Source organism: Streptomyces sp. NPDC050504, from assembly GCF_044458065.1.
In the GTDB taxonomy this organism is placed as follows: domain Bacteria; phylum Actinomycetota; class Actinomycetes; order Streptomycetales; family Streptomycetaceae; genus Streptomyces.
Genome location: NZ_JBITHO010000008.1, coordinates 460,683 through 473,010 on the forward strand (window position 1 = coordinate 460,683; position 12,328 = coordinate 473,010).

The 12,328-nt window shown below is 74.1% G+C and carries 8 protein-coding genes and 1 pseudogene; 5 read left to right on the forward strand and 4 right to left on the reverse strand.

What is annotated here, in order from left to right:
- The first annotated feature begins 77 nt into the window (after window positions 1–77).
- A complete protein-coding gene (locus ACIBNE_RS30235) occupies window positions 78–1,583 on the forward strand; it encodes a cysteine desulfurase/sulfurtransferase TusA family protein (RefSeq protein ID WP_399277096.1) in 1,506 nt (501 codons plus the stop codon).
- A 132-nt stretch (window positions 1,584–1,715) separates the two neighbouring features.
- Here ACIBNE_RS30235 and ACIBNE_RS30240 read toward each other — a convergent pair.
- Window positions 1,716–2,687: pseudogene (locus ACIBNE_RS30240) on the reverse strand (carbohydrate kinase family protein); the annotation flags it as partial.
- A gap of 135 nt (window positions 2,688–2,822) precedes the next feature.
- Here ACIBNE_RS30240 and ACIBNE_RS30245 point away from each other — a divergent pair.
- Both ACIBNE_RS30245 and ACIBNE_RS30250 read left to right on the forward strand, forming a co-directional pair.
- A complete protein-coding gene (locus tag ACIBNE_RS30245; protein WP_399277098.1) occupies window positions 2,823–3,017 on the forward strand; it encodes a hypothetical protein in 195 nt (64 codons plus the stop codon).
- A 100-nt stretch (window positions 3,018–3,117) separates the two neighbouring features.
- Window positions 3,118–4,683 (forward strand): hypothetical protein, encoded by a 1,566-nt coding sequence (locus tag ACIBNE_RS30250; protein ID WP_399277100.1) that lies wholly within the window; start codon window positions 3,118–3,120, stop codon window positions 4,681–4,683.
- 93 nt (window positions 4,684–4,776) lie between these two features.
- Here ACIBNE_RS30250 and ACIBNE_RS30255 read toward each other — a convergent pair whose 3' ends face one another.
- Window positions 4,777–5,133: an iron-sulfur cluster assembly accessory protein gene (locus tag ACIBNE_RS30255; protein ID WP_205375817.1), complete on the reverse strand. Its 357-nt coding sequence runs from the start codon at window positions 5,131–5,133 to the stop codon at window positions 4,777–4,779.
- Between the two features lie 279 nt (window positions 5,134–5,412).
- Between ACIBNE_RS30255 and nadA the strand changes: the two genes are divergently transcribed.
- Both nadA and ACIBNE_RS30265 read left to right on the forward strand, forming a co-directional pair.
- Window positions 5,413–6,591 carry a quinolinate synthase NadA gene (gene nadA / locus ACIBNE_RS30260; protein ID WP_399277103.1) on the forward strand — a complete coding sequence of 393 codons (1,179 nt, stop codon included), beginning with the start codon at window positions 5,413–5,415 and terminating at the stop codon, window positions 6,589–6,591.
- 175 nt (window positions 6,592–6,766) lie between these two features.
- Window positions 6,767–10,225: an AfsR/SARP family transcriptional regulator gene (locus ACIBNE_RS30265; protein WP_399277105.1), complete on the forward strand. Its 3,459-nt coding sequence runs from the start codon at window positions 6,767–6,769 to the stop codon at window positions 10,223–10,225.
- Between the two features lie 52 nt (window positions 10,226–10,277).
- On the opposite strand, the gene ACIBNE_RS30270 is transcribed toward ACIBNE_RS30265, so the two are convergent.
- Together ACIBNE_RS30270 and ACIBNE_RS30275 are read right to left on the reverse strand one after the other, a co-directional pair.
- Window positions 10,278–10,976 carry a response regulator gene (locus ACIBNE_RS30270; protein ID WP_399277107.1) on the reverse strand — a complete coding sequence of 233 codons (699 nt, stop codon included), beginning with the start codon at window positions 10,974–10,976 and terminating at the stop codon, window positions 10,278–10,280.
- Window positions 10,973–12,289: a sensor histidine kinase gene (locus ACIBNE_RS30275; RefSeq protein ID WP_399277109.1), complete on the reverse strand. Its 1,317-nt coding sequence runs from the start codon at window positions 12,287–12,289 to the stop codon at window positions 10,973–10,975. The genes ACIBNE_RS30270 and ACIBNE_RS30275 overlap by 4 nt, the downstream gene beginning before the upstream one ends.
- Window positions 12,290–12,328: the final 39 nt, after the last annotated feature.

The following is a 12,328-nucleotide window of genomic DNA, read 5'->3' on the forward strand; positions in this document are numbered from 1 at the left end:
GACTCCCCGAAGGGATGGAATCCCGGCCTCCGCCGGAGATCTGACGGCCCCTCCAGGGGAGGGGTTAGCGTGGCGGCGTGCCCTACTTCGACGCCGCCTCCTCCGCCCCCCTCCACCCCGTCGCCCGCCAGGCCCTGATCGCCGCCCTGGACGAGGGTTGGGCCGATCCGGCCCGTCTGTACAGGGAAGGACGGCGCGCCAGGCTCCTGCTGGACGCCGCCAGGGAGGCCGCAGCGGAGGCCGTCGGGTGTCGACCCGACGAACTCGTTTTCACCTCTTCGGGGACGCGCGCGGTTCACGACGGAATTTCCGGAGCGGTTTCCGGCCGTCGGCGTGTCGGCCGCCATCTGGTCGTGTCGGCGGTCGAACACTCCTCGGTGCTCCACGCGGTGGAACGGGCCGCCTCTGACGGTGCCTCCGATCCCGGCGGCGGCTCCGGCTCGGGCTCCGGCGACGGCTCGGGCTCCGGCTCGGTGACCGAGGTCCCGGTCGGCCGTACGGGTGCGGTGTCGGCCGACGCCTTCGCCGCGGTCCTGCGCGCGGACACCGCGCTGGCGTGCCTGCAGTCCGCCAACCACGAGGTGGGCACCGAGCAGCCGGTGGCCGAGGTCGCCGAGGCGTGCCGGGCGGCGGGGGTGCCGCTGCTGGTGGACGCGGCGCAGTCGCTGGCGTGGGGGCCCGTCACGGGTCCCTGGTCGCTGCTCGCCGCGAGCGCGCACAAGTGGGGCGGGCCCGCGGGGGTGGGGCTGCTGGCCGTCCGCAAGGGCGTGCGGTTCGCTCCGCGGGGTCCGGTGGACGAGCGGGAGTCGGGGCGCGCGCCCGGCTTCGAGGACGTCCCGGCGATCGTGGCGGCGGCGGCCTCGCTGCGGGCGGTGCGCGCGGAGGCGGCGGCGGAGGCGGTACGGCTCCGGGGGCTGGTGGACCTGATCAGGGCGCGGGTGCCCGAGCTCGTCCCCGACGTGGAGGTGGTCGGCGATCCCGTGCGGCGGCTGCCCGGTCTCGTGACGTTCTCCTGCCTGTACGTCGACGGGGAGGCGCTGCTGCACGGGCTGGACGCGGCGGGGTTCTCGGTGTCGTCGGGGTCGTCGTGCACGAGTTCGACGCTCGTGCCGAGTCACGTGCTGCGGGCGATGGGGGTGCTGAGCGAGGGGAACGTACGGGTGTCCCTCCCCCGGGGGACGTCGTCGGACGACGTCGAACGCTTCCTGGCGGTGCTGCCCGGGGTGGTGGCGGAGGTGCGGGAGAAGCTGGGGGCGCCGGTGGGACTGTCGGCGGGGACGCCGGTGGGGACGTCGCCCGGGACGCCGGTGGGGGCGGGCACGCCCGGCTCCGGAGCCTTCGCGCCCGCGGGCTCCGGGGCGGACCTCGTGGTCGACGCGATCGGGAAGCGGTGTCCGATTCCGGTGATCGAGCTGGCGAAGGGCATCGGGGACGTGCCGGTGGGCGGGGTGGTGCGGGTCCTCGCGGACGACGAGGCCGCGCGGCTGGACGTTCCCGCGTGGTGCGAGATGCGGGGGCAGGAGTACGTGGGGGCTGAGGAGCTGGAGCGGGGGGTCGCGTACGTGGTGCGGCGGGTGGAGTAGGCGGGGGCGGGAGGCCGCTGCGCGGGTCCTCCCCCACCCCTCCTCCCGCGCGGGGGCCCCCCCCCCCCCCCCCCGGGGGGGGGGCCCCCGCGGGGGCGGGGGCGCCCCCGCCCCCCCCCGGGCCCCCCGGCAGGACAGGTGGGCGCTGACCTCGTCCGCCGCCTCGTGGCCGTACGCCTTCGTGAACCGGTCCATGAACTGCACCCGTCCCAGCGTGTACTCCTGCGTGCCCAGCGTCTCGATCACCAGCGTCGCGAGCATGCACCCGATCTGCGCCGCCCGCTCCAGCGAGACCCCCCACGAGAGGCCAGAGAGGAAGCCCGCGCGGAACGCGTCGCCGACGCCCGTGGGGTCGACCTTCGCCTTCTCCTCCGCGCAGCCCACGACGATCGGCTCCTCGCCGACGCGCTCGATGCGCACGCCGTCCGCGCCGAGCGTGGTCACGCGGTGGCCGACCTTCGCGAGGATCTCGTCCGCGCTCCAGCCGGTCTTCGACTCGATGAGGCCCTTCTCGTACTCGTTCGAGAAGAGGTACGTCGCGCCGTCGAGGAGCGTGCGGATCTCGTCCCCGCCCATCCGCGCGATCTGCTGCGAGAAGTCCGCGGCGAACGGGATGCCCCGGGTGCGGCACTCCTCCGTGTGGCGCAGCATCGCCTCGGGGTCGTCCGCGCCGATCAGGACGAGGTCCAGGCCGCCGACCCGCTCGGCGACGGTCTGGAGCTCGATGAGGCGGGCCTCGCTCATGGCGCCGGTGTAGAAGGAGCCGATCTGGTTGTGGTCGGCGTCCGTGGTGCAGACGAAGCGCGCGGTGTGCAGGACCTCGGAGATCCGGACCGAGGCGGTGTCGACGCCGTGCCGGTCGAGCCAGGCGCGGTACTCGTCGAAGTCGGAGCCCGCCGCGCCGACCAGGATCGGCTCGGTGCCGAGCTGGCCCATGCCGAAGCAGATGTTGGCGCCGACGCCTCCCCTGCGCACGTCGAGGTTGTCGACCAGGAAGGAGAGGGAAACCGTGTGCAGCTGGTCCGCGACCAGTTGGTCCGTGAAACGGCCCGGGAAGGTCATGAGGTGGTCGGTGGCGATGGAACCGGTGACTGCGATACGCACGACGAGGATCTCCTGAAGCGGCGAAGAGGGGAGATGACAGTCCACGCTACCCAATTCGAGTGGCCCGTCTGAAGGGCGGAAACTACCCGATAGTAGGTCTTTTTTCACCGAGCTTGTGCTGCGTACGGTGCGGACATGACGACTCTCCACGCCGAACGGCGCGATTTCGAGACCGATCTCTCCCAGCTGCGCGGCGACTGCGCCCGGATGGCTCCGCACTGGGTCGTGCCCGCCGAGCCGGTGGCCGCGCCCGTCTCCCCGGCCCGCATCCACGGCGTGGTAGTGCCGCCCGCCTCGGCTCGCCTGGTCGCCGCGATGTCCGAATACTGACGGCGGGGCCCCGCGGCAGGAGGCGGGAACCGGTCGGTGCTCCGTTCCGTCACACCCGTGTCCCCTGTACCTGCCCGACCGGTTCGATAGGAGCGATGCGGTGAGCACCGAGCCCGAGCACACCCAGGACAACCGCCACCGACGGCGTCTGCCGTTCGCCGTGGCCTCGGTCGCGGCGGCGGTGCTGCTCGCCGGGGGCGGCGGGGCCTACTGGGCCTCCTCCGCGGCCGACGACGGGGGCGGAGGCGGCGGCAGCGGCGGCAGGGCGGACGGGGGCGATCCGCCGCCGCTCGCCCTCGACACCGCGGCGAGCGAGAGCACGGGCCCGGTGTCCGGCATCGCCCCGGGCGAGCCCGACCCGAGCGGCCGCGTGGTCTACCGCGCCACGGGCGAACTGCCCGAGGGGCCGGACTCCGCGGCGGTGTACCGCGCCGCGGGCACCGTGACCGCGGCCGAGGTGAACCGGCTCGCGCAGGCGCTGGGCCTGCCCGCTTCCGCGCACCTCGAAGGCGGCTCCTGGCGCATCGGCACGCCGGGGTCGGGGCCTTCGCTGCGCGTCGACAAGGCGGCGCCCGGCACCTGGTCGTACGCGAAGTACGGCCCCGGCGGCACCGACAACTGCCTGAAGGGGAAGTCCTGTTCGGGTGGCGCGATGCCGCCGAACGGGGAGGGCGCCGCGGTGAGCGAGGAGGTCGCGAAGCGCGCGGCCGCCCCCGTGCTGAAGGCGGTCGGCCAGGAAGGCGCCGAGCTGGACGCCGGTCAACTGATGAGTTCCGTACGGGTGGTGAACGCCGACCCGAAGGTGGGCGGGCTGCCGACCGTCGGCTGGTCGACCGGGATCCAGGTGGGCACGTCCGGCGAAGTGGTCGGCGGCAGCGGCTACTTGAAGGAGCCGGTGAAGGGCGACGCGTACCCGGTCATCGGCGCGGACGAGGCGCTGAAGGAGCTGAACGAGGAGGGGCGCGTCGGCGCGAAGCCGGACATCGGCGGCTGCGCGACCTCCGAGCCCCTGGGCGTCGAGCCGCCCGCGGGGGCGGGTCAGCCGCCGATGGACACCGGGATCTCCGAGCCGGACGGGCCCGTGGAGCCGGTGGACCCGGCGAAGCCCGGCAGCACCGAGCCCGTACGGCCCGGTGAGTCGCCGATCACCTGCGAGCCGCGCAGGCCCGCCGGGCCGCCGACGCTCGACGTCTCGGGGGCGGTCTTCGGGCTCGCCGCGCACTCCGTGGACGGGCGCCAGGCCCTCGTGCCCTCGTGGCTGTTCGAGGTGGCGCCGAAGGGCGCGCCGCAGCCGTTCACGATCACGCACCCGGCGGTGGAGCCGCGGTTCCTGACGAAGCCGGCGGCGCCGCCGGAGCCGCCGCGGGACTCCCCCGGCACGGGCTCCGACGCGGCCGCGCGGCACGTCGTGTCGTACGGCGTCGACGCCAGGGACGGCCGGACGCTGACCGTGCGGTTCTGGGGCGGGGTGTGCAGCGAGTACTCGGCGCGGGCCGTCGAGGACGGCGGCGCGGTGCGGGTGACGGTCGACGAGGCGAAGGACGACTCGAAGAAGGCCTGCATCATGCTCGCCAAGGAGCTGACCGAGAAGGTCGTGCTGAAGCAGCCGCTGGACGGACGGAAGGTCGTGGACGCGGCGACGGGCGGGACGGTGCCGCGCGGCTAGCGGCGGCGGACGTACCCATACGGGCGGCGGCGCCGGTCGAGGAGACCGGCGCCGCCGCCCGTACACACGTGTACGCCGCTACGCGTACGCGCTTTAGCTGAAGGAGTCGCCGCAGGCGCAGGAGCCCGTGGCGTTGGGGTTGTCGATCGTGAAGCCCTGCTTCTCGATCGTGTCGACGAAGTCGATGGAGGCCCCACCGAGGTACGGCGCGCTCATGCGGTCGGTGACGACCTTGACGCCGTCGAAGTCCTTGACGACGTCGCCGTCGAGCGAGCGCTCGTCGAAGAAGAGCTGGTAGCGCAGGCCCGAGCAGCCACCGGGCTGAACGGCGACGCGCAGCGCCAGGTCGTCGCGGCCCTCCTGGTCGAGCAGGGCCTTGACCTTACCGGCGGCGGCGTCGGACAGGAGGATGCCGTCGCTCACAGTGGTCTTCTCGTCCGATACGGACATCTGCTTCTCTCCCGGGGTGTGCGGACTGCTTTCCGACGGTTGCAACCGTCGGGGCCGCGGATTCATTCCGGGCCTGAGGCGTCTCTTCGCAGGGTTGTCCTGCTCCCTACTTGCCCTCTTCATGCTCGCACACGCGGGGCCGTCGGGGCACCGGCCCCGGCCCCGGGAACGCGTCACATCGACACTATGGCCATCGTCAAAGTGACGTGAAGCGGTTATGATAGATAGCGTCAATTCGACGAAAAGGCTTTACCGAAGACAGAAGAAAGGGTGCGTGTCGTGACCACCGCCCAGCCCCTGGACGTCCAGCCGACGCCCCTCGCCCTGCTGCTGCTCGGCCGCGAGGCCGACCCGAGGAGCGAGCGCGGCGTGGAGTGTCCCGGCGACCTGCCCTCGCCGTCCGACCCCGACCTGGTGGAGCGCGCCCGCGCGGCCAAGGAGAAGCTCGGGGACAAGGTCTTCGTCCTCGGCCACCACTACCAGCGCGACGAGGTCATCCAGTTCGCCGACGTGACCGGCGACTCCTTCAAGCTCGCGCGCGACGCGGCGGCCCGGCCGGAGGCCGAGTACATCGTCTTCTGCGGCGTGCACTTCATGGCCGAGTCCGCGGACATCCTGACCGGCGACGACCAGAAGGTCGTGCTGCCCGACCTGGCGGCCGGCTGCTCCATGGCCGACATGGCCACGGCCGAGCAGGTCGCGGAGTGCTGGGACGTGCTGACCGATGCGGGCATAGCCGACGTCACCGTGCCCGTGTCGTACATGAACTCCTCCGCCGACATCAAGGCCTTCACCGGCAAGCACGGCGGGACGATCTGCACCTCGTCCAACGCGGAGAAGGCGCTGAACTGGGCCTTCGAGCAGGGCGAGAAGATCCTGTTCCTGCCCGACCAGCACCTGGGGCGCAACACCGCGGTCCGCGACCTGGGCATGTCGCTGGAGGACTGCGTCGTCTACAACCCGCACCGGCCCAACGGCGGCCTGACCACCGAAGAGCTGCGCGCCGCGAAGATGATCCTGTGGCGCGGCCACTGCTCGGTGCACGGGCGCTTCTCGCTGGAGAGCGTGGAGGACGTGCGGGCCCGGATCCCCGGGGTGAACGTGCTGGTGCACCCCGAGTGCAAGCACGAGGTCGTGGCCGCGGCGGACCACGTCGGCTCGACCGAGTACATCATCAAGGCGCTGGAGGCGGCGCCGCGCGGCTCGAAGTGGGCGATCGGCACCGAGCTGAACCTGGTGCGGCGCCTCGCGAACCGCTTCGCCGCGGAGGACAAGGAGATCGTCTTCCTCGACAAGACGGTCTGCTTCTGCTCGACGATGAACCGGATCGACCTGCCGCACCTCGTGTGGACGCTGGAGTCGCTGGCGGAGGGGAAGTTGGTCAACCGGATCGAGGTCGACCGGGAGACGGAGCGGTTCGCGAAGCTGGCGCTGGAGCGGATGCTCGCGCTGCCGTAGGCGGTGCGGGAGGGACGGGGCTCCGCCTGCGCCGGGCGGTGCCCCGCCCCTGGCCTCCGACGGGTCGGGCGGGTCGGGAGCGGGTGCGGGAACGCCCGTCCTGCGAAGACCGTTCCCGGGGCTAGAATCTCGCCCCCGGAGGGTGGCTGTTCACCGCTTTCACCAGGGGGTTTCGATGAAATTCGGCCTACTCGGCGCACTGGCGTTCCACGACGACCACAACGTCGAGCGTCCGCTGCGCTCCCCCATGCTCAGGGCCCTGCTGGCGATGCTGCTGCTGGAGGCCAACCGGACCGTGTCCCTGGACCGCGTCGAAGCCCTCCTGTGGGACGGGCGGCCTCCCCGGCACTCCCGGGCCTCCCTGCACAACCACCTGGCGCGCCTGCGCAAGTTCCTGGGCGACGACTCCCGCGTCCGCAGCACACCCGGCGGCCTCGTCCTGCGGGTGGCCGAAGGGGAGTTGGACTCCGCGCTCCTCGTGCGGCACCTGGACGCGGCGCGCGCGGCGCGGCTCGTGGGCGACTGGCCCCGGGTCGTACGGGAGGCGGACGCCGCCCTCGCCCTGTGGCGGGGCGCGCCGCTCGACGAGTTCCCGGCGCTGGAGCGCGACGCGGCGGCCCAGATCGCGCAGTGGCAGGAGGCCCGGCTGCAGGCGCGCGAGCTGCGCGGCGACGCGGCCCTGCACCTGGGCCTCCACGCGGACCTGCTGCCGGAACTCCTGCGCCTGGTCGAGGAGTTCCCCCTCCGCGAGTCGTTCCACACCCAGCTCCTGCGGGTGTTCCACCGCACCGACCGGCGGGCCGAGGCGCTGGGGGTGTACCACCGGCTGCGCCGCACGCTCGTCGACACGATCGGCATCGAGCCGGGGCCGGCCGTCCGCGCCGCGTTCCAGGAAGTGCTCGACGACGAGGTGCCGGACGGCACGCACGGCACGCACGGCACGCACGGTAAGGACACAGACGGCTCGGGCGGCGCGGACGCGGACGGCACGCGCGGCAACCCGGGCGGCGCACCCGGCAACACGGGCGGCGCGGGCGATGCGGGCGGCGCGGGCGGCGGCACCGCGGGGGGCGGCGGCGCGGCTCCCGGCCTGCTGGACGCCGTGCGGACCGCCGCGGCCCCGATGGCGCTGCCCCGGGACACCGCGTCCTTCACCGGCCACGAGGACGCGTTGAAGCGGCTGTACGCGGCCGTGCTCGGCAGCGGGCCCGACGGGACCGGCCCGTCCGGTGGGGCCGGAGCGCCCGGCGGGACCGGCGCGTCCGGCGTCGTCGGCATCCACGCCGTGGACGGCATGCCCGGCATCGGCAAGACGACGTTCGCCGTGCACGCAGCGCACCGCCTCAAGGACGCCTTCCCCGACGGGCAGATCTTCCTGCCGCTGCACGCGCACACGCCGGGCGTCCCGCCCGTCGAGCCCGCCGACGCGCTGACCGGTCTGCTGCTCGCGATCGGCGAGAGCCCCCAGCGCATCCCCGCCGACGTCTCCGCGCGCGCCGGACTCTGGCGCAGCAGGCTCGGCGGCCGCCGCTTCCTCGTCGTCCTGGACGACGCCCGCGGCAGCGCCCAGGTGGAGCCGCTCCTGCCGGGCACGCCGGGCTCGCTGGTGCTGGTCACCAGCAGACAGCGGCTCGAAGCCCTGGACGACGCCGTGCCGGTCACCCTCGCGCTGCTGTCCCCCGCCGAGGCCGTGCGCCTCCTCGTCGCCAAGGCGGCGCGGGCCGACATCACGGCGGACGACCCGCACGTCGGGCGGCTCGCCGCGCTCTGCGGGCACCTGCCGCTCGCCCTCCAGCTCACCGCCGCCCGGCTGCGCCACCACCGCACCTGGACCACCGCGGACCTGGTCGAGGACCTGAGCGCGGCGCGCGGGCGCCTGGACGCCCTCTCCTCGGAGAGCCTGTCGGTCGCCGCCGCCTTCGAGCTGTCGTACCGCGACCTGCCGCCGGAGCAGCAGGCGCTCTTCGGACGGCTCGGGCTGCTGCCGGGCGACGACTTCGACGCGTACGCCGCCGCGGCCCTCCAGGACCTGCCGCTCGGCACCGTCCGCCGGATGCTCGGGGAGCTGGAGAACCGCCACCTCCTGGCGGAGGGCGCGCGGGGCCGGTACCGCATGCACGACCTGGTCCGCGAGTACGCCCGTACGGTGGCGTCCGCGGACGCGCCCGCGGACGCGCGCGCCGCCGTGGAGCGCGTCCTGGACTACTACCTGCACACCGCGGTCGACGCCGCCCGGCTCATGGTCCGCTCCGGCGAGCCCGAGCTCGTGCCCGCGGCGGGGCGCCCGTCGGCCGCGCCCGTCCTCGACGACCGGGAGCAGGCGGCCGGCTGGCTGGCGGCCGAGCGGGCGAACCTGCTGGCGGTGGTGGAGTACGCGGCCCGCCACGGCCACTTCGCGCACGCCGTCCAGCTGCCCGCCGCGATGAGCGAGTTCCTGCGCGGGCACGGCCACTGGAACGACGCGCTGGCGCTGCACGGCACCGCGCTCGACGTCGCCCTGGTGACCCGCGACCGCTTCGGGCAGGCCCTGGCCCACCACAACACGGCGATGATCCAGTGCCTGCGGGGCGAATACGAACGGTCCAGTGCGGGCTTCCAGCGCGCGCTCGACCTCTTCCGCGAGCTGCGGGACCGGCACCGGGAGGGGATCACGCTCCAGGGTCTCGCCCGCATCCGCCGGCTGACCGGCAACTACCACGCGGCGGAGCGGCACCTGCGGGACTCCCTGGCGTGCCTGGTCGAGCTGCACGACCGGCAGGGCCAGGCCCAGATGTACATCGACCTGGGGCAGATCCAGCAGCTCACCGGCCGGTTCGCGCAGGCCGTGCAGGGGCTGGAGCGGGCGCTGGAACTGCACGACGAGGTGGGCGACCGGCTGGGCCGGGCCAACGCCCTCACCACGCTCGGCGACGTGCTCAAGTCGATGGGCCGCTACGCCGAATCGGCGTCCAGGCACCGGCAGGCCCTCGCGTTCTACCAGCACATGGGCAACGAGCTGGGCCAGGCCAACGCGCTCAGCGACCTCGGCGACACGCTGCGGCTGACCGGTGCGTACGAGGAGGCCGCGGCCGGGCTGGAGCGGGCCCTGGCACTGTCCAGGAACGTCGGCAACCGCCTCGGGGCCGCGCAGGCGCTGACGTACCTGGGGCGGGTCGAGCTGCGCACCGGGGAGCTGGCCTCGGCGGAGAAGCACCTGCTGGAGGGACTGGACGTCTGCGAGGCGCTGGGCAGCGCCTTCGGGCGGGCCTACGTGCTGATGCACCTGGCCGAGGTCCGGTGCAGGACCGGCGCCCTGTCGACCGCCCTCGAAGGCGTCCTGACCAGCCTGGGCATCTGCCGCGAGCTCGAACACCGCGAGGGCGAGGTGGCGGCCCTGAACATCCTCGGGGGCATCAGGCTGGCGGGCGGCGACCCGGGCCGGGCGCTGGAGTCCTACCGGGACGCGCTGGCCGTGGCCGTCGAGATCCAGTCGCCGTACGACGAGTTCCAGGCGCTGGAGGGGATGGGCGAGGCCCTGTCGGCGTCCGGCGGGGCGGGCGGGGGCACGGAGTGCTTCCGGCGCGCCCTGGAGATCGCCGAGCGCCTGCGGATCCCCGACGCGGCCCGGCTGCGCGAGCGCGTCGCCGCCGGGTGAGCCCCGTCCCGTACGGCCCGGGTCGCCGCACCGCGTCCCGTACCGGCCCCGGTCACTCCGCCCGGGGCCGTACCAGTCCCGACTCGTAGGCGATGACCACCAGCTGCGCGCGGTCGCGGGCGCCGAGCTTGGCCATCGCGCGGTTCACGTGCGTCTTCACCGTGAGCGGGCTGACGACCAGCCGTTCGGCGATCTCGTCGTTGGAGTGCCCGGCCGCGACCTGGACCAGCACCTCGCGCTCGCGCACCGTGAGGGCGGCCAGCCGCTCGGCGTACCCGCTCGGGTCGCCGCCCTCCCCGTCGGCCGCCGCGTCGCCGCCCTGCGCGAGGAACTTGGCGATCAGGCCCTTGGTGGCGACCGGGGACAGCAGCGCGTCGCCGCCCGCCGCGATGCGGATGGCGTTCAGCAGCTCCTCCGGCTCGGCGCCCTTGCCGAGGAAGCCCGACGCCCCGGCGCGCAGCGACTGCACGACGTACTCGTCGACCTCGAAGGTGGTCAGCATGACGACCCGTACCGCCGAGAGCGCCGGGTCCGCGCTGATCATGCGGGTCGCGGCGAGGCCGTCCGTACCGGGCATCCGGATGTCCATCAGCACGACGTCCGCGCCGGTCGAGCGGGCCAGGGCGACCGCCTCGGCGCCGTCCGCGGCCTCGCCCACGACCTCCATGTCGGGCTCGGAGTCCACCAGGACGCGGAACGCGCTGCGCAGGAGTGCCTGGTCGTCGGCGAGCAGGACCTTGATCGTCGTCATGCGTTCCCCCTGGTGCGAGCCTTGTCGAGCGGCTTGACCGGCAGGATCGCATGCACCCTGAAGCCGCCTCCGTAGCGGGGGCCGGTGGTGAGGGTGCCGCCCAGCGCGGTGACGCGTTCGCGCATGCCGATCAGGCCGTGGCCGCCGCTGTCGCCGTTCACGCGCCGGTCGGGGCCCTCGGCCTCGTCGGCGTCCCCTCCGGCGGATCCGTTGCCGTTGCCGTTGCCGTTGTCCAGGACGGACACCTCGATGGTGCGGCCCACCCTGACCACGCTCACCTCGGCGCGCGCGTCCTTGCCCGCGTGCTTGCGGACGTTGGTCAGGGCCTCCTGGATCACCCGGTACGCGGCGAGGTCCACGGCGGCGGGAAGCGCCCCGTCGCCGTCGGTGCGGGCCAGCTCGACCGGGAGCCCGGCGTTGCGGAAGGTGTCCAGGAGCGCGTCGACCACGGCCAGTCCCGGCGCGGGCTCGGTGGGGGCCTCGGGGTCGCCGGACTGGCGGAGCAGGCCGACGGTGGCGCGCAGTTCGTTCAGCGCGGAGCGGCTGGCCTCGCGGACGTGGGCCAGCGCCTCCTTCGCCTGGTCGGGGCGCCGGTCCATGACGTGGGCCGCGACCCCGGCCTGCACGTTGACCAGCGCGATGTGGTGGGCGACGACGTCGTGCAGGTCGCGGGCGATGCGCAGCCGCTCCTCAGCGACCCGGCGGCGGGCCTCCTCGTCGCGGGTGCGCTCGGCCCGCTCCGCGCGCTCGCGCATGGCGTCGACGAAGGCCCGGCGGCTGCGCACGGCGTCGCCCGCCGCGGACGCCATGCCCGTCCAGGCGAAGATCCCCAGGTTCTCCTGGGCGTACCAGGGCGTGGTGCCGAAGAACATCGAGGCGCCGCTGAGGATGCCCATCGTGAGCAGGCCGACGCGCCAGGTGGTGGGCCGGTCGGTGCGGGAGGCGACGGTGTAGAGCGCGATGACCGCGCTCATCGCGACGGGCGCCCAGGGGTCGCTGATGATCACCTCGACCACCGAGAGGACGCCCGTGAAGCCGAGGACGGCCATCGGGGCGCGCCGCCGCCAGACGAGCGCGGCGGCCGCGAGCAGCATGAGCAGCACGCTCAGCAGGCCGGGGGTGCGGTCGCCGAAGGTCGGCCCCTCGCGGCTGCCGTTCGGGTCGACGAAGGAGCCGGTGAGCATGGAGACGAAGGTGAGCACGGCGAGGGCGCCGTCGAACGCGAGGGGGTGTGCGCGGAGCCAGCCGCGGGTGCGCGCGATGCCCGCACGCGTACCTCGGGATGGACTGGAGGGCGTCGTCACGTGAAGCAACGGTACGGCGTGTCGCACGACGGCGGGCGGGAGTGCGCC

Coding starts and splice junctions, on each gene's coding strand:
- ACIBNE_RS30245 (WP_399277098.1), top strand. CDS start 2,823: ATGACGACTCTCCACGCCGAACGGCGCGATTTCGAGACCGATCTCTCC.
- ACIBNE_RS30255 (WP_205375817.1), bottom strand. CDS start 5,133: ATGTCCGTATCGGACGAGAAGACCACTGTGAGCGACGGCATCCTCCTG.
- ACIBNE_RS30265 (WP_399277105.1), top strand. CDS start 6,767: ATGAAATTCGGCCTACTCGGCGCACTGGCGTTCCACGACGACCACAAC.
- ACIBNE_RS30270 (WP_399277107.1), bottom strand. CDS start 10,976: ATGACGACGATCAAGGTCCTGCTCGCCGACGACCAGGCACTCCTGCGC.